General features: G+C 72.0%; 23 protein-coding genes. 12 read left to right on the top strand and 11 right to left on the bottom strand.

The genetic code is table 11. The features are described from left to right. Window positions 1-83: 83 nt before the first annotated feature. Window positions 84-1,130: a hypothetical protein gene (locus ACIRR9_RS20925; protein WP_403753790.1), complete on the bottom strand. Its 1,047-nt coding sequence runs from the start codon at window positions 1,128-1,130 to the stop codon at window positions 84-86. A gap of 121 nt (window positions 1,131-1,251) precedes the next feature. Continuing rightward, window positions 1,252-2,250, bottom strand: coding sequence for a winged helix-turn-helix domain-containing protein (locus ACIRR9_RS20920; RefSeq protein ID WP_403753787.1), 999 nt, complete (start codon window positions 2,248-2,250; stop codon window positions 1,252-1,254). Between the two features lie 345 nt (window positions 2,251-2,595). On the opposite strand from ACIRR9_RS20920, the gene ACIRR9_RS20915 reads away from it, so the two are divergent. Beyond that, entirely contained in the window at window positions 2,596-3,153 is a 558-nt protein-coding gene (locus ACIRR9_RS20915; protein ID WP_403753784.1) for a hypothetical protein, read from the top strand. A gap of 141 nt (window positions 3,154-3,294) precedes the next feature. Here the strand turns inward: ACIRR9_RS20915 and ACIRR9_RS20910 are convergent, their stop codons facing one another. Next, window positions 3,295-4,395, bottom strand: coding sequence for a Vps62-related protein (locus ACIRR9_RS20910; RefSeq protein WP_403753781.1), 1,101 nt, complete (start codon window positions 4,393-4,395; stop codon window positions 3,295-3,297). Between the two features lie 373 nt (window positions 4,396-4,768). On the opposite strand from ACIRR9_RS20910, the gene ACIRR9_RS20905 reads away from it, so the two are divergent. Continuing rightward, window positions 4,769-5,677 (top strand): TIGR01777 family oxidoreductase, encoded by a 909-nt coding sequence (locus ACIRR9_RS20905; protein WP_403753779.1) that lies wholly within the window; start codon window positions 4,769-4,771, stop codon window positions 5,675-5,677. Window positions 5,678-5,726: 49 nt separating this feature from the next. Here ACIRR9_RS20905 and ACIRR9_RS20900 read toward each other — a convergent pair whose 3' ends face one another. After that, window positions 5,727-6,425: a GntR family transcriptional regulator gene (locus ACIRR9_RS20900; protein ID WP_403753776.1), complete on the bottom strand. Its 699-nt coding sequence runs from the start codon at window positions 6,423-6,425 to the stop codon at window positions 5,727-5,729. A 148-nt stretch (window positions 6,426-6,573) separates the two neighbouring features. Between ACIRR9_RS20900 and ACIRR9_RS20895 the strand changes: the two genes are divergently transcribed. The 4 genes from ACIRR9_RS20895 (at window position 6,574) to ACIRR9_RS20880 (ending at window position 12,329) form a co-directional block, all read left to right on the top strand. Next, entirely contained in the window at window positions 6,574-7,548 is a 975-nt protein-coding gene (locus ACIRR9_RS20895; protein ID WP_403753773.1) for an ornithine cyclodeaminase family protein, read from the top strand. A gap of 8 nt (window positions 7,549-7,556) precedes the next feature. Further along, window positions 7,557-9,023 (top strand): NAD-dependent succinate-semialdehyde dehydrogenase, encoded by a 1,467-nt coding sequence (locus ACIRR9_RS20890; RefSeq protein WP_403753770.1) that lies wholly within the window; start codon window positions 7,557-7,559, stop codon window positions 9,021-9,023. Between the two features lie 15 nt (window positions 9,024-9,038). Then, window positions 9,039-10,058: a dihydrodipicolinate synthase family protein gene (locus ACIRR9_RS20885; RefSeq protein WP_403753768.1), complete on the top strand. Its 1,020-nt coding sequence runs from the start codon at window positions 9,039-9,041 to the stop codon at window positions 10,056-10,058. A gap of 114 nt (window positions 10,059-10,172) precedes the next feature. Further along, entirely contained in the window at window positions 10,173-12,329 is a 2,157-nt protein-coding gene (locus tag ACIRR9_RS20880; RefSeq protein ID WP_403753765.1) for a SpoIIE family protein phosphatase, read from the top strand. A gap of 18 nt (window positions 12,330-12,347) precedes the next feature. Here ACIRR9_RS20880 and ACIRR9_RS20875 read toward each other — a convergent pair whose 3' ends face one another. Beyond that, window positions 12,348-12,758, bottom strand: a complete 411-nt coding sequence (locus ACIRR9_RS20875) for a hypothetical protein (RefSeq protein ID WP_403753762.1) — start codon at window positions 12,756-12,758, stop codon at window positions 12,348-12,350. Here ACIRR9_RS20875 and ACIRR9_RS20870 point away from each other — a divergent pair. Further along, on the top strand, window positions 12,744-13,256 hold the full coding sequence (locus ACIRR9_RS20870) for a PadR family transcriptional regulator (protein ID WP_403753759.1): 513 nt from the start codon (window positions 12,744-12,746) through the stop codon (window positions 13,254-13,256). The genes ACIRR9_RS20875 and ACIRR9_RS20870 overlap by 15 nt on opposite strands. A gap of 28 nt (window positions 13,257-13,284) precedes the next feature. Here the strand turns inward: ACIRR9_RS20870 and ACIRR9_RS20865 are convergent, their stop codons facing one another. From ACIRR9_RS20865 to ACIRR9_RS20845, 5 genes are all read right to left on the bottom strand, one after another. Beyond that, the gene (locus tag ACIRR9_RS20865; protein WP_365335508.1) at window positions 13,285-13,812 is read right to left on the bottom strand and encodes an NUDIX hydrolase family protein; all 528 of its coding nucleotides are present in this window, start codon (window positions 13,810-13,812) and stop codon (window positions 13,285-13,287) included. A 42-nt stretch (window positions 13,813-13,854) separates the two neighbouring features. Then, a complete protein-coding gene (locus ACIRR9_RS20860) occupies window positions 13,855-15,000 on the bottom strand; it encodes an amidohydrolase family protein (protein ID WP_403753756.1) in 1,146 nt (381 codons plus the stop codon). Then, the gene (locus tag ACIRR9_RS20855; RefSeq protein WP_403753753.1) at window positions 15,000-16,403 is read right to left on the bottom strand and encodes a glutamine synthetase; all 1,404 of its coding nucleotides are present in this window, start codon (window positions 16,401-16,403) and stop codon (window positions 15,000-15,002) included. Before ACIRR9_RS20855 ends, ACIRR9_RS20860 begins: the two co-directional genes overlap by 1 nt. Before the next feature lie 48 nt (window positions 16,404-16,451). After that, a complete protein-coding gene (locus ACIRR9_RS20850) occupies window positions 16,452-17,249 on the bottom strand; it encodes an SAM-dependent methyltransferase (RefSeq protein ID WP_403753750.1) in 798 nt (265 codons plus the stop codon). Between the two features lie 163 nt (window positions 17,250-17,412). Continuing rightward, a complete protein-coding gene (locus ACIRR9_RS20845) occupies window positions 17,413-18,300 on the bottom strand; it encodes an SDR family NAD(P)-dependent oxidoreductase (protein ID WP_403753747.1) in 888 nt (295 codons plus the stop codon). 71 nt (window positions 18,301-18,371) lie between these two features. Between ACIRR9_RS20845 and ACIRR9_RS20840 the strand changes: the two genes are divergently transcribed. Further along, entirely contained in the window at window positions 18,372-19,301 is a 930-nt protein-coding gene (locus ACIRR9_RS20840; RefSeq protein ID WP_403753744.1) for a LysR family transcriptional regulator, read from the top strand. A gap of 73 nt (window positions 19,302-19,374) precedes the next feature. After that, the gene (locus tag ACIRR9_RS20835; protein ID WP_403753741.1) at window positions 19,375-20,151 is read left to right on the top strand and encodes a sulfite exporter TauE/SafE family protein; all 777 of its coding nucleotides are present in this window, start codon (window positions 19,375-19,377) and stop codon (window positions 20,149-20,151) included. On the opposite strand, the gene ACIRR9_RS20830 is transcribed toward ACIRR9_RS20835, so the two are convergent. Then, complete coding sequence (locus ACIRR9_RS20830) at window positions 20,148-20,945, bottom strand: HAD-IIA family hydrolase (RefSeq protein WP_403753738.1); 798 nt, start codon at window positions 20,943-20,945, stop codon at window positions 20,148-20,150. The genes ACIRR9_RS20835 and ACIRR9_RS20830 overlap by 4 nt on opposite strands. A gap of 123 nt (window positions 20,946-21,068) precedes the next feature. Between ACIRR9_RS20830 and rpmG the strand changes: the two genes are divergently transcribed. Genes rpmG through ykgO form a run of 3 tightly spaced genes read left to right on the top strand, consistent with a single transcriptional unit; the run spans window position 21,069 to window position 21,713 of the window. Beyond that, the gene (gene rpmG, locus ACIRR9_RS20825) at window positions 21,069-21,233 is read left to right on the top strand and encodes a 50S ribosomal protein L33 (RefSeq protein WP_046728127.1); all 165 of its coding nucleotides are present in this window, start codon (window positions 21,069-21,071) and stop codon (window positions 21,231-21,233) included. Window positions 21,234-21,291: 58 nt separating this feature from the next. Then, window positions 21,292-21,552 carry a type B 50S ribosomal protein L31 gene (locus tag ACIRR9_RS20820; protein WP_384563504.1) on the top strand — a complete coding sequence of 87 codons (261 nt, stop codon included), beginning with the start codon at window positions 21,292-21,294 and terminating at the stop codon, window positions 21,550-21,552. A 38-nt stretch (window positions 21,553-21,590) separates the two neighbouring features. Further along, window positions 21,591-21,713 carry a type B 50S ribosomal protein L36 gene (gene ykgO / locus ACIRR9_RS20815; protein ID WP_046728129.1) on the top strand — a complete coding sequence of 41 codons (123 nt, stop codon included), beginning with the start codon at window positions 21,591-21,593 and terminating at the stop codon, window positions 21,711-21,713. Window positions 21,714-21,853 lie beyond the last annotated feature (140 nt).

Below are 21,853 nucleotides of genomic sequence, written 5' to 3'. Positions count from 1 at the left end.
GAAGGGACGACGAGCACAGCACCAGCTCATATGAATGATATTAGACCATTATTCATATGAGCTGATGTGACGATCGAGGGGCCCTATCGGGCCGAGGTCGCGGGGTCGGGTTCCGCACCGGTCAGCAGCGGTCCGATGTCCTCGGCTCTCCAGGCGTCGAACAGCACTCGCGTCGAACCGGTGGGCCGCGCGGTCAGCCGTACGACGTGGGAGGGGCCGCCGATGACCTCGGCCCGCGGCTGGGCCAGGAGCTTCGACCAGGGCTCGTTGGACAGGCGGGAGGTCGTCGACCTCACCCGGCCGGGCCAGGCCGACGCGATCGCCTCCGCCGCGTCCTGGCCCGGCGTCGTCACACAGGCGACCTCCACGGCATCTGCCCCTGACGACCCCGTCACGCCGATGCCCAGCGGTGTCTCCGAGATCCCCGGATCAAGGCCGATCTGTGCGGCCTCGACCTCGCCGAGACAGTCCGCGATCCCGCCGACCGCCTCGTTGTCGGCCAGTGGCCCGTCGCCGGCCAGTGCCTTGTCGATGTCCGCGCTCGCCCCTGCGTAGACGATCCGTTGCGGTGAGACCCGTACGACGTTCAGCGCGGTGAGGATGCCCAGCTGCGCGAGCGGGTCCGTCTCGTCGATCTTGTGATGGTCGCGGATGATCCATGTCGCTTCCCCGCCCGCGAGGTCCTGCTTGGCGTACCCGAGTTTCCGCAGCTTCGAGCCGATGGCCGTCGTGTCGAAGGATCCGTACAGGAAGCCGACCGGGTCGGGCGGACGGCCGACGGAGAGGGCGGTCCGGGCCGCGAACGGATCGATGCCGGTCGGATCGGGCAGCAGTGCCGCGGCGTCGGCCAGCTGCGACTCGCCGTACCCGAGCAGCGGGTCCCGCTTCGAGCCGGACCCGCCTCCGCTCCGGGCGCGGACCCCGGCCACGTCGCCGAACTCGATCCAGTGCCGTGCCGGGTCGGTGTCCTGTACCTGGCTCAGCGCGGTGGCCAGCTCGGTCCGCGGTCTCTTTCCGTCCTCGTCGCCCTTCGCCGGGCTGCTCGCGCCGCAGCCGCTCGCGATGGCGACCGACAGGAGTGCGCATGCTCCGCCGCCCCACCGCGCCGTGCGGGATCGTCCTGGTCTCAAGAATCTGCCCCCCGGCTTCGACGCCATGAACCATGTCATGAACTGAGATGTATGAGGCTACATCATTCATTCACTTAGGCTGGCAATCGATGGGCAAGGCTCCGCCGAAGGGCCGAGAATCTCACTGCGGCAGAGCCACACCCGTGCGGGTCGAGCTGTAGATCAGGCGCTGGCCGAGGTGGGTGAGGCTGTGCCGGGCGGTGCCGTGGGGGCGCGCGGTGGTGATCAGGCCGCTCGCGCGCAGGGCGTTGAGGTGGTGGCTGGCGGTCGCGGTGGAGATGCCGACACGGGTGGCGAGTTCGGTGGTGCTGCGGACGGTGGTGAGGGCGGCGAGGACTGCGGCCCGGGTACGGCCCAGCAGGCGGGTGAGGCCGGGATCGGGGTGCAGGCCGTCCTCGGGCAGGAGGGCGTGCTTGTGGTGCACGGGGAAGAAGAGCTCGACGGGAGCCTGCTCGTCGTAGTTGTCGAGGCGGGTCGTGGGGGCGCTGAGGAAGAACACGGGTACCAGCAGCAGGCCCCGGCCGGCCAGGTGGAAGTCGACGGTGTGCGGGATGTGGCAGGGGACGGTCAGGACGGGAAACTCCCAGCTGATCGACGGATGCAGGCCGTTCAGCATGTTCCCGGCGGTAGCCGCCGCGCCGCCGGTCACGGCCTGGACGGCGCGCTGCACATGCCGCCAGGTCGGCGCGACGGCCAGTCGGTGGTAGACATCCAGCAGACGGGCCAGCCGGCTGGTGGCGTCCGGTCGCCCGTGGTGGACGTCGACGATCCATCGCGGCAGGTCGGGACGGAGGCTGCGGGTCACGGCCAGATCGGCGGTCGCCTCGGCCGTCGGTTTCGACCGCACTGCTTCCAGCCCGTCGCTCAGGCTCGCGGCGCCCGTCGGGGCGACGAGGAACTCGGGCAGCGTGCCGTGGTCGGGAGTCACCAGGTCGAACACCGGCTGTGCGTGCGGGCCGACGGCTGCGCGGGCCTGGGAGGACCAGCGGACGAACGGCTGGCTGTACGACTGCGGCTGTTGCAGGAACTGGAGGCTGAACACGGTCTCCATCAGCGGCTCGGGATGTGTCACCCAGCGGATCCGCTGCAGGTCCGCCGCGGTGAAATGAATACGAAGCATCAGCCCCCCAGCTGCACGCGCAGTCTGCACGCTCCGCCCACCCCGGCCGTGCCCGGCGAACGGCAACGCGTCGATGTCATCTGCTGAACGCAGATGACCGGTTTGGTCGGCGGAGCCGACACAGGACCCGGTGATCGAACCGGGGATGCCGGGAACCCGCCTCGAAGGACCGTTCCTCCCGGTTGCGAGCACGGTCGAAGTCGATGGCGCCCGTTTCCGTCGCTGTGCACGATGAGTCATGTCAGCCCCGCGGGGGTGACGCTCAACTCCACCAAGGGATCGACATCCCTGGTGGACGTGCGTAATGACATGTCCATGACCATCCTGGAAAGGGAGTGTCTTCAAATGACGCGAACCAAGCGGGTTTCTCGCAGCCGTCGCCGCCTCGGCCTCGTCACGGCCGGCCTCACGGCGGTCTTCCTCACCGGGCTGCCCGTGGCTTCGGCCTCGGCGGCCCCGCACGCCTCCGGGTCGGTGATGATCGAGAGCGGCCCGTTCCACGGCTACGTGCTGTGTGCCGGCGCCAACGACGAATCGGTCTGGCTCAAGACCATCAACACCACCGACCCCTACTGCAAGTGGAAGGTGTTCGGCTCTTCCTCCCAGTTCACGCTGTACAACGCGGCCAAGGACCAGGTCATGGCCTACACCGGTGGCAACCAGGGCGCTGTGGTGATGGAGGATCAGGGGACCTCGCCCCTGGGTGCGAACGGCGAGCTGTGGTCCTGGGGTGGGGAGGAGGACTGGGGGGCCTCGGCACTGCAGTCCTTCTGGGACAGTGGTCAGAACGTCGACGCCATGGCCACCGACGGGGACTACCCCCGCACCGACCCGGTCCACACCCGTGGCTGGCGCCACGGCAACCAGCGTGAACTGACCTGGAACGCGATCAGCGCCGGCTGAGCCCCACCCCGACCAGCCCGAGCCGGACGCCACGCCCGGCTCGGGCTGCGGTGCGAGCGCACGCCGGGGGCCGGTGAAAGACGGTGAGCGGGTGCCTGTTGCGGCGGCCGGCCGTCCGCCGTGATCGGCGCCGCTCGCGCGTCACCGCATATCCGTCAGCCCCACCGGCCCGGTGGACTTGTCAGCCGGCGGCGCCGTGGGGACGGGTGTCCCGTCCAGGGGCTGCATGTGCGGGTCGAACGCCGCTTTCATGGGCGGGCCCAGGGGGCCGTCGTCCAGGACACACTCCCCGCTGACAGGCTCGGAGAACGTGCAACCGGACTTCGGGTTGCCCCACCGGCCGATGTAGTTCAGCCAGGACCATTCGCCGGTGAAGCTGCCCACGGGCTGCCACGCGAACACTTTCAGGGCCTGCTGGGTGTCCCACAGCGTGCCGGCGCTCGTGTCGTCGTCGAGGCTGTCCCCGTTGGGCAGGCGCTTGTAGGTGTGGCGTCCCGCGTCGGCATACAGGCCATGGGACCCCTGGGCCGCATAGACCACCGGGTGCTCGCCGGCCAGGGCGACGTCATTGCCGCCGTAGGGGAATGTCTGCCCGCCGTCGTGCTGACTGAGGGAGATTTGCCGGGGCGTTCCGTCGACGAAGCGGAGGGTGACGTTCTCCCAGTCGCCGACGTGGTTGCCGAAGGTGGAATAGCCCCCGACGCATCCCCAGGGGGAGTACCAGCCGATGCAGACGCGTTTGCCGTTGTTGTAGGGGTAGAACGTCCAGTAGATGACGTCGGTGACGTTCGTCGGGCGGCCGTTGTCGGTGCGGTGGACGACCTCGGCATAGGCCGGAGCCGTGCTGCGATCGGGGCGCTGCCCGGCCAGGAACGGCGGGTCGGTGCAGGAATCGCAGCCCAGCGGCTGGTTGGTCACGAGGAACTGCTGGTCGGGCTTGTCGCTGTCCGGATGTGTCTCCACATGGGTGTTCTTCAGGAGCGATTCCGCGTCGGACGGGAAGTAGGACTCGTCCTGCTGGAGCCAGATCCGGGGGGCGAAGCGGCGCGCCAGGGCGTCATCGGTCGCCGACGCCGACGCCGACGCCGACGCCGTGGCGGTCGGAGCGGAGCGGCCGCCGGGTGCGGCCAGTGCTGGCGGGGCTGTCGGCAGCACCAGGAGAGCGGCGGTGAAGACCGTGGTGATCAGACCGGCCCCCCGACATCGCGCGGAGGCCGACCAGCCTTTCGTTAAAACTGTCACGAATATCCTTTTGTGGGGGGTCTCATGGGAAAGCGATTCTCGACGTGCCGGCAGAGCAGGGCGCACGGCCGGGTGAGCGGAAGGGGCGAAAGCGTCGTCGTGGCCTCCGGCGCACAGGGAGGCCGCTGAGGAGCGGTGCCTGCTTGATCGTGTACAGCAGAACATCGAGGCGGGCAGGGGCGCTAGGAAGAAGAACCGGACGGATTACCGGAACAAACCAGGAGCGCCGGGCACAACCCGCACCGCGAAGACGTCGTCGCTGCGCCTCCCCGGGGGTCGTTCGGCCGACTCTTTATGTTCCGCGGACGTCGAGCCGGAGTACTCTGACGAGTGAGAGTTTGAACTCTCAAACATTCGCTCATCGGAGAACGTCATGCGCGTCGCGATCACCGGCTCCACCGGACTCATCGGTTCCGCCCTCGCCCGCTCCCTCCTCGCCGACGGCCACCAGGTGCTGCGGCTGACCCGCGGCCGGACCGTGCCCCGGCCGGCCGACGGCAGTGAATCCGCGCCCTGGGAGCCCGGGGCCCGGCTGGACCCCGCAGTCCTGAACGATGTCGACGCCGTGGTCCACCTGGCCGGTGCCGGGGTCGGCGACCGGCTCTGGAGTGCGACGTACAAGCAGGAGATACGGCTCAGCCGGCTCCAGGGGACGCGGACCGTCGCCGAGGCGTGCGCCGAGGCCGCCCGGCCGCCCCGCGTGCTGGTCTCCGCCTCCGCCACCGGCTACTACGGCGACACCGGCGAGCGTGTCGTCACGGAGTCCGACCCGGCCGGGGACGACTTCCTCGCCTCCGTCTGCGTCGGCTGGGAGTCCGCCGCCACACCGGCCGAGCGGGCCGGTGTCCGGGTCGTCCACCCGCGGACCGGTCTTGTGGTCTCCGCCGACGGCGGCGCCTGGGGCAAGCTGTTCCCGCTGTTCCGGTTCGGCCTCGGCGGCCGGCTCGGCTCCGGCGACCAGCACTGGCCGTTCATCTCGCTGCCCGACCACATCGCCGCGCTGCGCTACGTGATCGACCACGACGACATCGCCGGACCGCTCAACTTCACCGCCCCGAAACCGCTGACGAACCGTGAGATCACCCGCGCGATGGGCCGGATCCTGCACCGGCCCACCCTCGCCGCCGTCCCCGCCTTCGCGCTGAAGGCCGTCCTCGGCGAGTTCGCCGACGGCATCACCGGCAGCTGCCGCGCCGTCCCCGCCGGCCTGCAGAAGGCGGGCTTCACCTTCCGGCAGCCCGGCATCGACGAGGCTCTGCGCGCCGCCCTCTCCAAGGATTAGCCGACCTGGTCCGCCACCCCCGAGGCCACATCGGAGGCCACGCCCGAGGTCACCCGCGAGGTGCCCCCGACGCCGCAAGGACCGCCGCGAGCGAGGAGCCCGGCTCGATCCGGTGGTCGTCGCCCATCACCATCCGGTGCGCCGTGAGGATGTGGTCGCGGGTGGCGGCCGCGGCGGCCTCCGGGTCCCGGCGCTCGCAGGCTTCCAGGATCGCCGCGTGGTGGTGCCCCGCCGGGCTGTGCCGCAGATCGAAGTGCATCCGGATGCGCTCGGCCTGGCCGGCGAGGCTCTCGATCTCGCGCAGCAGCACCGAGGATCCCGCCCGCTGGTAAAGGGCCATGTGGAAGCGGCGGTTGAGCTCGTTGAAGTCCCGCTGCGCATGGGCGCCCGCCAGGGCCGCGTCCAGCCGCTCGTGCGCGTCACGCATCGCGGCGAGATCCTCCTCCCGCAGCCTCGGTACGGCGATCCGGGCGGCCAGCGTCTCCAGGTGGATCCGCAGCGCGGCCACCTCCTCCGCGAGCCCCAGATCCACGTCGGCCACCACCACACCCCGGTAGGGCAGCCGTCGTACCAGACCGGCGCTGTCCAGCTGGAGGATCGCCTCGCGGACCGGGGTCCGGCTCAGGCCCAGGCTCGCGGCGATCTCCGTGGGGTCGAGCCGGTCCCCGGGGGCCAGCTCGCCGGAGACGATGCGCTCCTGCAGGTGCTCGAACACCAGGTCAGCGGCGCGCCGCTGGATGCTGGGCATATCCACCCGCTCCTTCGTTCTTCCCTCATCGACTCCGGACAACTTAGCGTCACGGCCTTGTCCGTACAGAATATCCAATGTTCAATGTCCAGCACATTGGATGCTCGGCAGTCTCGTATGCCTGCCGTACGCCCCCGACGGAGTACCTGTGACGATCTTTCTCACCGATGCCGACGTCCGAGCGGCCTTCGGCTGGCCCGAGGCCGTCGCCGCCCTGCGTGCCGCCTACTCCGCGCCACCGGACGAGGCCCGCTTCCCGCTGCGCACGATGGCCCGCGGCGAGGGCCTGTGGCTGCGCACCCTCAGCGGGGTGCCCGGCGACGGCGCCCCGATGGGCGCCAAGCTGATCGCCGCCTCCCCGCGGAGCGGGCGGGCCTCGTACCTGATCCCGCTCTTCGACCAGGACACCGTCGAACTGCTCGCGCTCCTCGACGGCAACGCGATCACCGGCTTCCGTACGGCGGCCACCTCGGCGCTCGCCGCCGACGCGCTCGCCCCCGCCGGCCCCCTGAAGGTCGGTGTGATCGGCTCCGGCTTCGAGGCCCAGCACCATGTCCGCGCGCTCGCCGCGGTCCGCGAGCTCTCCTCGGTCACCGTGTTCAGCCCCAACCCGGCCAGCCGCACCCGCTTCACGGAGCGGCTCGCCGACCTGGGCGTGCCGTTGTACCAGGAGGACAGCGCCGAGGCGGCTGTCGAGGGTGCCGCTCTGGTGCTCTGCGCGGCCCGTTCCCGGGACGAACGGCCGACCCTGCGTGAGGTGCGGGCGGGCACCACCGTCGTCTCGATCGGCTCCACGCTGCCCGAACAGCGTGAGCTGGGCACGGAGGCGATGGCGCGGGCGGCCCTGATCGTCGCCGACCAGGTCCACGAAGTGGCTTACGAGACCGGGGACTTGATAGCTGCGAAGGAGGCCGGCGTCGACTTTGCGGGGAAGCTGGTCCCGCTCGCCGACGTCATCTCCGGGCGGACACAGGGGCGTTCGGATCCGGACGCGATCGTCGTCTACAAGTCAGTCGGCTCCGCCGTCCAGGACCTCGCGGTCGCCGCGATGTGCGTCCGCCGGGCCGCCGAACTCTCCCTCGGCACCGAACTGCCGGTCACCGTCACCCCGGTCGCGAAGTGAGGACCTCCGTGCGCAGTGAACTCGACGACCCGTCCCTGCTGAAGAGCGCCGCCTACGTCGACGGCAAGTGGCTGACGACCCTGGACACCTTCGCCGTACACGACCCGGCCACGGGCGAGGTACTGGCCCGGGTTCCCTTCCTGGACCGCGCGCGGACCGCGGCCGCGATCGACGCGGCGCACCGCGCCCTGCCCTCCTGGCGGGCCCTGGCCGCCAAGGAGCGGTCGCGGATCCTGCGCCGCTGGTACGACCTGGTCACCGCGCACGCCGAGGACCTCGCCCGGCTGATCGTCCTGGAGGAGGGCAAGCCGTTCGCGGAGGCGCTCGGTGAAGTCGCCTACGCCGCTTCCTTCCTGGAGTGGTTCGCCGAGGAGGCCAAGCGGGTGCGCGGGGACGTGATGGCGGCGCCCGAGGCCTCGCGGCGGATCGTCGTCCTCAAGGAACCGGTCGGCGTCTGCGCCGCGATCACGCCCTGGAACTTCCCGGCCGCGATGATCACCCGCAAGGCGGGCCCCGCCCTCGCCGCCGGCTGCACCATGGTCCTCAAGCCCGCCGAGCAGACCCCGCTCACCGCCCTCGCCCTCGCCGAACTGGCCGAGCGCGCAGGGGTTTTGGCCGGTGTCTTCAACGTGCTCACCGGCGACCCCCGCGAGATCGGCCCCGAGCTGACCGCCAACCCCCTCGTCCGGAAGATCACGTTCACCGGTTCCACCGAGGTCGGCCGGCTGCTGCTCGCCCAGTCGGCGGCGACCGTGAAGCGGACCTCCATGGAACTGGGCGGCAACGCGCCCGTGCTGGTCTTCGACGACGCCGACCTCGACCTCGCGGTGGCGGGCGTGCTCGCGGCCAAGTACCGCAACACCGGACAGGCCTGCATCAGCGCCAACAGGGTCTACGTCCAGGACGGCGTGTACGACGCGTTCGCCGCGAAGCTCGCCGAGAAGGTCGCCGGGCTCGCCGTCGGAGACGGGTTCGAGGAGGGCGTGCAGCAGGGGCCGTTGATCGACGAGGAGGCCGTCGCCAAGGTGGAGGCCCATGTGGCCGACGCGGTCGGACTGGGCGCCGAGGTGATGCAGGGCGGCCGGCGGCACGCGCGCGGCGGGCTGTTCTACGAGCCGACCGTCCTCACCGGCGTCACCGCCGCCATGGCCGTGACCCGCGAGGAGACCTTCGGCCCCGTCACCCCGCTGATCCGGTTCACCGGCGAACAGGACGCGGTCCGCGCCGCCAACGACAACGAATTCGGCCTCGCCGCCTACCTGTTCGCCCGGGACGCCGAACGCATCTGGCGGGTCGGCGCCGCTCTGGAGGCGGGCATGGTCGGCGTCAACACCGGACTCATCTCGAACGAGATCGCGCCCTTCGGAGGCGTCAAGCAGTCCGGGACCGGCCGCGAGGGCTCGGTCTACGGCATCGAGGAATTCCTGGAACTCAAGTACCTCGCCTGGGAAGGCGCCGGCACCCCCAAGATCTGAAAGGACCACCCGGACATGGCCCGTTACACCCGCGCCGAAGCCCGCGAATGGGCGCGCGAGAACCTCGTCGGCGTCGTCAACTGCACCATCCCGTCCTTCACGGGCGACCTCAGGCACATCAACGAGAAGGCGATCCGGCACGACACCCGGCTCGCGATCGAGCACGGCTTCATGGGCACCCTCGGTGTCTCGGAGGTCGCCATCCAGCTCCCCGAGTACCTGGACTTCCTCCGCGTCATCAAGGACGAGGCCGGTGACCGCTTCCTCCTCACCCACCACGCCGGCTGGAGCACGCTGGAGCAGAACATCGAGGCGGTCAGGGGCGCGGAGGAGGCCGGCGCCGAGCTGGTGCTGCTGTCGTACCCGCCGAACTTCTACCCGGAGTCCGAGCAGGACGTCTACGACTACACCAAGGCCGTCTGCGACGCGACGGACCTGGCCGTCATGCTCTTCCCCATGTACCTGTGGGGCTTCAGCCCCCGCATCCACCCCTCCGACATCCCCCTCCGGCTGCTCCGGCGGCTCGTCGACGACTGCCCCAACATCGCCGCGATCAAGGCCGAGGGCGGCTTCCCGGGCATCCAGAGCGTCATCGAGTGCCACCGGCACTTCGGCGACGAGGTGGTCATCTCCATGCCGATCGAGGGCGAGCTGATCCCGCTCTCCCAGATCATGCCGCTCCAGTTCTCGGCCACCAGCGACCACGAGTACTACGGCCCGATGATCCCGCGCGCCTTCCAGCTGCTGCGGGAGGGAAAGTACGACGAGGCCGCCGACCTCTACTGGCAGCTGCACCCGGCCCGCAAGATCAAGTCCGGGCTGGCCCCCGCCCTGCACGGCGGGGCGTTCATCAACCGGCAGGCCTGGAAGTTCCAGGGCTGGCTCCAGGGCTACAACGGCGGCCCGCTGCGCCAGCCCACCCAGCGCATCCACGACGCCCAGATGACCGCCCTGCGCAAGGGCCTCGTCGACGCCGGACTGGAACCGAGCATGGACCCGTTCCGCGAGTTCTTCGTGGGCCGCAACCCCGCGTAGCGGTGCGCGTGGAGAGCCGCGGCCGACTGCGGTCCGTCCGCCGGCTGCGGGTCCGTCCTGGCTGGTCGCGCAGTTCCTCGCGCCCCTCCAGCGCGCTGTCGTTAACCTGTCGTTATGTGCCCGAACCGCCTGCAAGGGGCCGAATCCGCGTCGTCCCCGGCCGTGGGGGCGCGGGCGACGACGCCGGCGTTCGCCCTTCGGCAGGCGGTGGCGAGTGCCGGGGGACTGGGTGGTCTGGTGCACCTGTGGGACCCCGGCACGGCCCGGCTGACCCTGGACGCGGTGGACGGCATCGCCGCCGGGGCCGCGCGGGCCTGGGCGGAGCTTCGCGAGGAGCAGGACGTGCCGCCGGCCCGCGCCCTGCGGCGCGGTGTCCTTGTCCGGGTGGACGGCGACTGCCTGGGGACGGGCGCGACCGGCACGGTGGCGGTGCCGCTCGTCGGTACGGCAGGACCGATCGGCACGCTCTCGGTACTGCTGGCCGGTCCCGGCGGTCCCGACGACGTACAGCTGTCGTTTCTGCACGCGGTGGCGGCCTGGACCGCCGAGCGCCTGGAACGCTCCGCCGGGCGGCCGCCGCGCCGGGAGCCGGGACCCGGTCACGAGCGGCCGGTCCGCGCCGTGGAGCTGACCGCGGCGCTCGCCGAGGCCGTGACCGTCCAGGACGTCGTACGCGCCGTCGCCGAGCACGTCCTGTCTCCCTTCGGCGCCGATGGACTGATCGTCTCCATCTACGAGGACGGCCGGCTGACCAGGGTCGGCGAGGTCGGCTATCCGCTGGACTACCTGAAGCGGTTCGAGGGCTCGCTCAACGTCATCGCCGGTATGCCCGTCACCGACGTGCTGCGGACCCGCAGGCCGCAGTTCCTGGAGTCGCCCGCCCAGATCTACGCGCGCTATCCCGCCGTCACCGACAAGATCATGATGGGGACCTCGCCCAAGATGGCGTGGGCGTTCCTGCCGCTGGTCGCCTCCGGGCGGGCCGTCGGGGTGTTGATCCTGTCCTACAACAAGCCGCGCGTCTTCAGCGAGGAGGACCGCACCCTTCTGACCGCACTCGGCGCCCTGGTCGGCCAGGCGCTGGAGCGGGCCCGCCTCTACGACCTGGAGCACGCCCTTGCCCAGGAACTGCAGAGCGCCCTGCTGCCGCAGACGCTGCCGCGGCTGCCCGCCGCCGTCGCGGCCGCACGCTATCTCCCGGCGGGCCGGGGCGAGCAGGTGGGCGGCGACTGGTTCGACGTGATCCCGCTCTCCGCCGACCGGATCGCCATGGTGATCGGCGACGTGATGGGCCACGGCATCGCGGAGGCGGCCACCATGGGCCGGCTGCGCACCGCCGTACGCACCCTCGCCGACCTCGACATGGCCCCGGACGAACTGCTCGGCCATCTCAACGACCTGGTCAGCGAGCTGGGCGAGGACTTCTACGCCACCTGCCTGTACGCCGTCTACGACCCGGTCGGCCGCTCCTGCAGCTACTCCCTCGCCGGTCATCCGCCGCCGGTGTTCGTGTACCCCGACGGCACCGTGCACAGCCCCGTCCTGAGCCCCGATCCGCCGCTCGGCGCCGCCACCCCGCCGTTCGCCGCGCACGAGCTGCCGGTTCCCGACGGGAGCCTGGTCGTCCTGTGCACCGATGGGCTCATCGAGTCCGCCGTCCGGGACGCCGAGCAGGGACTGTCCCAGTTGCTGCGCGTCCTGTCCGAGGCCGCCGTCGGACCGGCCCGCTTCTCCGGCGCCGACCAGGAGGCGGACGTCCGGGGCATCGAGGAGCTGTGCGACACGGTCGTCACGGCCCTGCTGCCCGACCGGGGGCAGACCACCGACGACGCGGCCCTGCTCATCGCCCACACCCGGGCCCTGCCCGCCGACGACGTCGCCTCCTTCGGCCTGCCGGACGACCCGCGGGCCGCGGGCCAGGCCCGTGAGATCGTCCGCGACCAGCTCTGCCACTGGGGCCTGGACGACCTGTCGATGACCACCGAACTCCTGGTGAGCGAGCTGGTCGGCAACGTCATCCGGCACGGCAAGGGCCCCATGCGGCTCCGGCTGCTGCGCAGCCGCATCCTCACCTGCGAGGTCTACGACGGCAGCCTCAGCACCCCGCGCATCCGCCACGCCACCTACACCGACGAGGGCGGCCGCGGCCTCCAGCTGGTCGCCGCCCTGTCCCGGCGCTGGGGAGCCCGCTACCTCCGCGACGCGAAGTGCATCTGGACGGAGCAGGACATCCCCAACGGCACCGCGGAACGGGTCGGCACCGCTTTCTGAGGGGCGGCCCGCCGACCGTCAGCGCGCGTACCGCGCCCGTACGATCTTCGGGTAGCGGGCGGTGAACACCGCGGGGACGACGAAGCCGAGCACCTGGAAGGTCACCTTGAGCCCGGTGCCGGCCCCGGCCGCCCCGCAGGCCGTGAGCGCGATCGCGGTGACCGTGAAGGCGGCCGCCCAGGCCGCCGTGATGACCACGTTGACGCGCAGGAACACCGGGTTGTCCCAGAGCTCCTCGGGTGTCGAACGACGCGCGATGCCCAGTGTGAACGGCCGCCGGAGCAGCAGGGTCGCCCAGGCGGTCACCGCCAGCCAGGCGAAGGACAGCGCCCCGCCGTAGTGCGAGACCGACGAGTCCGGGGCCGCGAAGGCGACGACCGCCGTCAGGACGACGAAGAACGCGGCCGTGGAGGCATGAGCCTTCGCCACGCACTTCTCGGACTCCTGGCCGACCGGCCCGCCAGCGGCTACGACCTGCTGAAGCTGTTCGACACCTCGCTCGCCCACGTCTGGCCGGCCACCCAGAGCCAGCTCTACGGGGAACTGAACCGGCTCGCGGAGGCCGGGCTGGTCGACGTCTCGGCCGAGGGGCCGCGCCGGCGCAAGGAGTACACGGTCACCGAGGAGGGGCTCAAGGAGCTGCGGGCGTGGCTGGTCGCGCCGACACAGCAGCAGCCGCAGCGCAGCGAACTGCTGCTCAGGGTGTTCTTCTTCGACCTGGCGACGGACGAGCAGGCCCGCGCGGTCCTGGCCGAGCGGGAGCAGCGGGCCACGGCCTACCACGAGCGGCTCATGGAGCTGAGAACCGCACTGGAGGACGAGGAGGGACCGCTCACCTCCAACGGCCTGATCGCCCTCGAATACGGCCTGCGCCGGGCCGAGATGGAGCGGGAGTGGGCCCGCTGGGCCGCCGAACGGCTCGGGTGAGAACCGTCGGCGGCACGTCGGCCCTGTGTCAGCTCACGAACCCCACATGGGCGAGGGCCTGCTTCAGCAGCACCCCGTGGCCGCCGGGCATCTCGCTCTGCACGGCCTCCAGCATGGCCTCCTGCGGGCTGAACCACACCAGGTCCAGCGCGTCCTGCCGGGGCCGGCAGTCACCGGTCACCGGCACGATGTAGGCCAGCGACACCGCGTGCTGACGCGGGTCGTGGTACGGGGTGACGCCGTGCGTCGGGAAGTACTCCGCCACCGTGAACGGCTGCAGGGAGGCCGGCACCCGGGGCAGCGCGACCGGGCCGAGGTCCTTCTCCAGATGACGCAGCAGCGCGTCGCGGACCCGCTCGTGGTGCAGGACACGGCCGGAGACGAGGGTCCGGCTGACCGTTCCGTCCGGGCCGATGCGGAGCAGCAGCCCGATGCTGGTGACTTCGCCGCTGTCGTCGACACGCACGGGCACGGCCTCCACGTACAGGATCGGCATGCGGGCGCGAGCCATCTCCAGCTCGTCGGAGGACAGCCAACCGGGCGTGGTATCGGTCATGTCAGACATTGCTTGATCATACTTTCCGGGCGGGGCGCGCGCTCAGTCGCGGCCGGGGTCGGATGCGGGAAGTCCGTAGAGGCGAAGGGCGTTGTCGCGTCCTGTCCAGGCGGCGATCCGCACCGCGTCGGTCGAGCTCAGTTCGTCGGCGTCCACCCGGTCCTGGAGCAGTCCGGCCAGACCCTGGCGGAAGGCCAGTGCGCCGAGATGGTGGAACTCGGCAACACCATAGGCGTCCGAGCTGTACAGCAGTTTGCGGAACGGAGTGATCTCCGTCGCCTCCGCCAGTACCGCCCCCGCCCGGGCCGGGCCCACGAAGTGCAGGGCGAGCCCGACGTCGTGGTACACATGCTCGAACACCGTTGCCAGATAGGCGGCTTGGCGGTGGTACGGCCAGCAGTGCAGCAGCAGCACCGGGACGGTGCCTGCGGTCATCCGCAGCCAGTCGGTGAGCAGGGCCGGGTCCGCGTGGTGGATCCGCAGGTCCGAGTCCCCGAAACCGGCGTGGAGTTGGAGCGGCAGCCCGAGGGTGACGGCCGTCCACAGCAGATGGCGTATCAGCACGGGGTCGGTGAGCCTGCCGCCGCCGGCCGCCAGCCACAGCGCGGCCGCCCGGGTCACCTCGGCGTACGTCGGCCGCGCCGGGTCCAGGGCGAAGCCGGTGCGATAGGCGGCGACCGACTTGACCGCGACCACCCCGGGCCGCCGTACGGCCTCCTCGGCCGCGGCCCGGAAGGCGCCCGCGTACTCGCCCGCCTCGATGCCCCGCGCGGCCACCGCCTCGGCGATGCTCTCGAGGCGGACGACCTCGTACGCGACGCCACCCGCGGCGTCCGCGAGCTCGGCGGGGGAGGTGACCGGGTGCGGGGCGTAGCCGGTGTCCACGCAGAAACTCTCCGCGTGCGCGGCCGTCAGGAACCGGCGGTTGACCTCCTGCCAGCCCAGTTCCGCCCGGCGCGCCAGGTACTCGGCGGCGGGGGCGTGCCGGGGCAGGTCCAGCAGGGGCGCGCAGTGCCGTCGTACGGCGATGCCGACCGGGCTGTCGAACGGCGACACGCCCGGCCAGGCCTCCCCCTCGGTCAGCAGCGACTCGAACTCCGGGCCGGTGAGGTCGGCGGTGACCGCGCCGTGGCAGTGGTGGTCCACGAGCGGCAGCGCGTCGAGGGCCTCCCTGACGGTCCCCGCCATCAGTACTTCCAGCGGTAGGCCGCCGCCACCCCGGCGTCGTCGAGCCCGGCGACGGCCGCCGTCTCGCCCTCCCGTACGGCGATCACCGCGTCCGCGAGGATCGGGCCCAGTGCGGTGCGCAGCACCTCGTCCTCGCGGAAGGCCTCCACGGCCTGCGGCAGCGAGGCCGGCAGCCGCCGCACACCGCGGGCCACCGCTTCGTCGGGGATCAGCCGGGCCGGGTCGTCGGCGACCTCCTCGGGCAGGGGGGCGGCCGAGGTGAGCCCGTCGAGTCCGGCGGCGATGGCGCAGCCGAGGGCCAGATACGGGTTGGCGGCCAGGTCGACCGGCTTGATCTCCAGGTTGGCGTCCTGGCGCTGGTGACCGGCCGTGCCGGTGACGATCCGGATGCCGGTCTCCCGGGTCTCCCGGCCCCAGGCCGTGAACACCCCTGCCCACTGGGAGGGTTTGAGTCTCAGATAGCTGGCCGGGCTCGGCGCGGTCACCGCCGTCAGCGCGGGCAGATGCGTCAGCAGCCCGGCCACGAACGATTCCGCCTCGCCCGTCATGCCGTACCGGCCGTCGCCCCCGGCGTGCAGATTGACCCCGTCGCGCCAGGCGGAGAGATGGATGTGGCCGCCGTTGCCGACGCCCCGCTCGGCGACGGCCGGGGCGAAGGAGGCCCGCAGGCCGTGCCGGTGCGAGACCGCGCGGATGGTCTGCCGTACCAGCACGCTCTGGTCGGCCGCCGCCACCGGGTCCAGGGCGTCGGTGGACACCTCGAACTGCCCCGGGGCGTACTCGGGGTGGAGCTGGGCGACCGGCACGTCCTGCTTCTCGAAGGCCGTGAGCAGGTCGGCGGCGTAGTCGCTCAGCTCGACCTGCCGGGTGGCGCCGTAGGCCGGGCCGGAGGTCGCCGGAGCGAACTCGTCGGCCGGCGCGGCGGCCCGGCCGACCGCCCACTCGACCTCGATACCCGCCTTGAAGGTGAGACCGTGCCGGTCCTCGGCGCCGGCGACGATCCGGCGCAGGAAGGTACGGCTGCACGCCGGGTGCCGGTCGCCCTCCTGGGTGATCCGGTCGACGGGGGCCCAGGCCCAGCCGGGCTGCCCGGCCAGCACCACCAGCCGGTCCAGGTCGGGGTAGAGACGCAGGTCGCCGTCGGGCGAGCCGAGGGCGTCGGTGCGTACGATCGCGTCGTTCGCCAGGAAGGTGTCGAACACCGGGGACATGCCGACGCCCCAGGCCACCGCGGGCTGGAGCCGCTGCCAGGGGACCGTCTTCACCCTGCAGATCCCGGCGGTGTCCACATAGGCCAGCACGATCCCGCGCACGCCCTGTGCGGACAGCTCATGGGCGAGGGCATGGGCCCGGGCGAGATCACCGGGGCGCCCGCCGGGCACGGGGTCGACAGGGGGTGGCATACGACGTCCTCCTCGGCGGCTCGACGGGCTCGGATGCGCGCGTCCCGGTCAGGGTTTCACGGCGACCGCGCCGAACTGCGGTACCGGCGCCGGGGAGTCGGCCCCGGCGCGCCACTGCGAGCAGGGCACGAGCCCCGGCTCCAGCAGCTCCAGCCCGTCAAGGAAGCCGGCGATCTCGGCGCGGGTCCGGGCGGTGACCGGCGGGGTGGCGTGGTCGTTCCAGAACCGCACCGCCTCGATGGTGCCCTGCCCGCCCACCTCCGCGTCGACCGTCGGGTGGGTGAGGACGAGGAAGCTGCCGGAGGGGACCGCGGCCATGATCCGCCGTACCACCTCACGGGCCGTGTCCGTGTCGAGGACGAAGTTGAGGATGCCCAGCATCATCACCGCGACCGGGCGGGTGAGGTCCAGCGTCCCGGCGGCCCGCCGCACGATCGTGTCCGGGTCGTGGACATCGGCGTCCACGTACTCGGTGACGCCTTCCGGGGAGCTGGTCAGCAGCGTGCGGGCGTACATCAGCACCATCGGGTCGTTGTCGACATACACGATCCGTGACTCGGGGGCGACCCCCTGCGCGATCTCGTGCGTGTTCTCGACCGTCGGCAGCCCGGTGCCGATGTCCAGAAACTGCCGTATCCCGTGCCCGTCCGCGAGGAGTCGCACCGCCCGGCCGAGGAAGGCCCGGTCCGCGCGGGCCACCTCCCTGATCACCGGCAGCATCCCGGCGACCTGCTCGCCGACCCGCTGGTCGGCCGTGTAGTTGTCCCGGCCGCCGATCCAGTAGTTCCACACCCGCGCGCCGTTCGCCACGGACGCCGCCGGCTCCGCCGGCCCGATGCCGCTCACGTCCGCCGTCCTTCCTCCGCCACAACGCCGTTGGCCGACATTGTGCCGTCCTGTGATCGAGCTGTCACAGGAATCCCGACGGCCGTTTCGGATACGCAGGGTGCCGGTCACTGTGCCCCGGGTGCTAGGTGTCCGTGCGCCCGAGCCGTGTTCAGGGCCGTGTTCAGGGCCTGACCAACCGGTCCTGCTCGACGGGGGGAGTGCCGTCGTGCCAGGGCAGCGGCTTGCCGAAGCGGACCAGTTCGCCGTAGAGGGCGGGGTCGACATGCTCGGCGAGAAGCAGGTCGAGCACGGCGCGGGCGGCTTCGGCGGGGGACTGGGCCCGGCTGTAGTCGCTGAACCAGGGCCGGGAGGTGGCGGTGTCGACCATGCCCGGACAGACGGACGCGATCAGGGTGCCGGACGCCAGGTCCCGGTCCCGGCGTTCGGCGGCGACCGCGCGGACAGCGGCGACCTGGGCGACCTTCGAGGGCACGTTCAGCCACACCGGCCAGCCCGCCTCGGCGGCGGTGCCCCGGTGGACGGCGCCGCGCCAGGACTCGACCGCGTACTCGACCTGGTCGAGGCTCGCGCCGTCGAACAGCGGGTGCAGCCGCGGGTCGAGGTGGCCGAGGGTGCCGAGGGAACTGGCCACGACGAGCAGCCGGCCGCCCGGCCGCAGGACCGGTCCGAAGGAGCGCAGGATCGCGTGGGTGGCGGTGTTGGAGACGTCGATGAACTCGTCGGCCCGTGCCGACTGCGACTCGTCGGGCAGTACGCGGGCGACGGCGTTGGAGACGACGATGTCCACCCCGCCGTACCGGGCGCGGAGTCCGTCGGAGAGGCGGGCGACGGCGTCGGTGTCGGTGACGTCCAGGACCCGGCCCTCGACCCGGGCGCGGGTGCCGGGCAGCCCGGCGACGTCGGCGGCGGCGTCCGACACGCGCCGCTGGTCGCGACCGGTGAGCAGGACCAGGTCGGCCGGGCGCATCCGGGCGGCGAGGCCTTCGACGAGGGCGCGGCCGAGTCCTTGGTTGGCACCGGTCACGAGGGCGATACGGGAAGCGTTCATGGACTCCACGCTAGGAACGCCTCACCCATGAGTCCAACGAAAGTCACGCACAGCTGGTATGTGTGAACGTCATGGACTTCAACGATGTCTCCCTGACCGCCCTGCGGGTCTTCCGCGCGGTGGCCGAACGGGGGACCTTCACCGCGGCCGCCGCCGCGCTGGGGTACACCCAGTCGGCGGTGTCCCGGCAGATCGCCGCGATCGAGCGGGCGGCCGGCGCGGAGCTGCTGGAGCGGCGGCGCGAGGGGGTGCGGCTCACCGCGGCCGGCCGGGTCGTCATGCGGCGCGCCACGGTCGTCCTCGACGAGATCGAGGCGACGGCGCGCGAACTGTCCGGGCTGCCCGAACCGGGCGGGACGGTACGGCTGGGCTGGTTCCCCACCGCCGGCGCCGTACTCGTGCCCCGGGCCCTCACCGCCCTGCGCCGGACCGACCCCGGACTGCGGGTGGTCGGCCGGGAGGGCACCACCCCGGCACTCGTGCGCGCGCTGCGCGCCGGCAGCCTGGACCTGGCCCTGCTCGCGTCGGCACCGCCCTTCCGGCCACCGGACGCCGAGTCACCCGCGCTGGTCCTGGTGACCCTCACCGAACATGCCCTGTGCCTGGCGCTGCCGGCCGTCCATCCTCTCGCCCGCGGGGACTTCGTCGATGTGGCCGACCTGCGCGGGCAGCGCTGGATCGCCGGCTCCGCCTCCGGCGAGGACCGGCTGATGGGGGTGTGGCCCGGCCTGGACGAGCGGCCGGAGATCGCCCATGTCGCCCGCGACTGGCTGGCCAGGCTCCAGCTGGTCGCCGCGGGCTGCGGCCTGACGACCGTACCGCCCGCCATCGCCTCGGCCGCGCCGCCGGGCGTCCGGATCCTGCCCGTCCGCGGCGGGCCCCAGGAACAGCGACGCCAGTTGCTGGCCAGGCTGCCCGGCCCGCCGGCCGAGGCGGTCACCCGGGTGACGGCCGCCCTGCGCGCGACGGCGCTCGACACCGACGTACCGGCTCGGCCCTGATCCCCCTCCTCGGGACAACCAGCGAGACGGTACTTACACCTTTGCCATGTCAGGACATAGCATCGGTCCCCGCATGAACACGATGACGCTCTGGCACATATCCGGCTGGGAGTTCGCCGCCCTGGCCCTCGCCACGCTGCTGGTCGGTTTCTCCAAGACCGCCGTCAGCGGGGCCAACACCGTAAGCCTCGCCATCTTCGCGGCGGTCCTCCCGGCCCGCGCCTCCACCGGCGTCCTGCTCCCGCTGCTCATCGTGGGCGACGTGCTGGCCGTGGCGACCTACCGCAGGCACGCCCACTGGCCCACCCTGTGGCGGCTGTTCCCGGCGGTCGCGGTCGGCGTGCTGATCGGCACGCTGTTCCTGGTGTGGGCCGGGGACGGTGTCGTACGGACCTCGATCGGCGCGATCCTGCTGTTCATGGCCGGAGTCACGGTGTGGCGGCGCCGCAAGGCCGACGGCGCCGACGACGACCCGGACGCGGTCACCACGCGGGCGGGCCGGGCGAAAGCCGGTTCGTACGGCGTCCTCGGCGGCTTCACCACGATGGTCGCCAACGCCGGCGGCCCGGTGATGTCGATGTACCTGCTGTCGGCCGGCTTCCGGAAACTCGGCTTCCTGGGCACCTCGGCGTTCTTCTTCCTGGTCGTGAACGTCTCCAAGGTGCCCTTCAGCGCCGGCCTCGGTCTGATCGACGGCAACTCGCTGCTGCTCGACGCCGTGCTCGCGGTGTTCGTGGTCCCCGGCGCGCTCATCGGCCGCTGGGCGGTGAACCGGATCAACCAGCGGCTGTTCGAGCAGCTGGTGATCGCCGCGACGATCGTCGGCGGCCTCCAGCTGCTCCTGCGCTAGCCGGCCGCCCGGCCGTCCAGTCGGTTCAGCAGCCCGGGAAGCTCCGCGAACGAGTCCAGCACATGATCGGGCGTGCCGCTCGCCCGTTCCAGCGTGTCCGGCCGGAACTTCCCGGTCCTGACCAGCACCCCGGTGATGCCGAGGCGCTGTGCCGCGAGGACGTCCGACTCGACGTCGTCCCCGATCATCAGCGCCTCCCCGGCGTCCACCCCGAGCCGCCCGAGCGCCGCCTCGAAGAAGGCCGCCGACGGCTTCCCGGTCACCTCGGCCTCGACCCCCGCCGCCGCTTCGAGCCCCGTCAGGAACGCCCCCGCGTCCAGTTGCAGCCCCGCGTCGGTACGCCAGTACAGGTTCCGGTGCATGGCGACGAGCCGTGCGCCTCGCTGCACCTGCCCGAACGCCCGGTTCAGCGCCTCGTACCCGAACTCCGGCCCGGCACCACCGAGCAGCACGACATCGGGTACGACCGTGTCGTCGTCCGCGGCCACGAGGGTGACCCCGGCCAGGTCCTCCCGGACGTCCCCGCTGTTGAGCAGCGCGCACCGGGCACCGGCGAGGTGGGCGGCCGTCGCGGCGGGCGCGGTCAGGATGTCCTCGGCGGTCACCGGGAAGCCGGCCGCCACCAGCGTGTCCGCGATCGAGGCGCGGGTCCGGGACGTCGTGTTGGTCACCAGCGCGCTACCGAACCCGGCCTCGCGGACCGCCCGCAGGGCCGCGACCGCGCCGGGCAGCGGACGCCAGGACACGGTGAGCACCCCGTCGATGTCGATCAGCACCCCACGCACGGAAGCCATGCCTGGACGATAACCGCGGGGGAGCGGCGGAGCCGGGAATGCGACGGCGGGAGGCGGTGTTGGAAGGGTCGTGAATGACATGCTCGGGTCAGTAATCCCGGGTGTGGGTGAAGGGAGGACCTCATGGCACGCAGCACCGCGCGTCCCGTCGTCAGGCTGAAGTCGACGGCCGGGACCGGCGTCACGTACGTGACCCGCAAGAACCGCCGGAACGACCCCGACCGGCTGGTCCTGCGCAAGTACGACCCCGTGGCCGGCGCGCACGTCGACTTCCGCGAAGAGCGCTGACCCACCGAGAACGACCGGGCCCGAGCCCATCGGGCAAGGGCCCCAGGAGGGAAACCCCATGAAGTCCCGCATTCATCCCGACACCCGGCTCGTCGTCTTCCGCGACCGTGCCGCGGACACCGCGTTCCTGACCCGCTCCACCGCCGACTCGTCCCGGACGGTCGAGTGGGAGGACGGCAACACCTACCCGGTGATCGACGTCGAGATCTCGTCCGCGTCGCACCCCTTCTACACCGGCAAGGCGCGCGTCCTGGACAGCGCCGGCCGGGTGGAGCGTTTCGAGCGCCGCTACGGCCGTACCGCCGCCGTCCGCGGCTGACGCGCCCCGGCGGCCGACGACACGAGGAGGACAGAACCATGAAGGTGCGCAAGTCCCTGCGCTCACTGAAGGCCAAGCCCGGCGCCCAGGTGGTCCGCCGACGCGGCGTGGTCTACGTGATCAACAAGAAGGACCCCCGCTTCAAGGCCCGCCAGGGCTGACGGGGACCCACCCCAGGACGGGCGCCCCGCCCCCCCCCCGGCGGCCGGCCCCCGGCCCCGCCCCCCGGGGCCCCCCCGTCCGCGCCCCCCCTGGCCCCGCCCCGCCGGATCCACGGCGGGCCCGCCCCGGCCCGCCCCCA

Source organism: Streptomyces sp. NPDC101234 (assembly GCF_044767525.1).
GTDB lineage: Bacteria > Actinomycetota > Actinomycetes > Streptomycetales > Streptomycetaceae > Streptomyces > Streptomyces sasae.
Note: the sequence above shows the minus strand (reverse complement) of the source record. Positions and strands in the feature narration are given on the sequence as shown.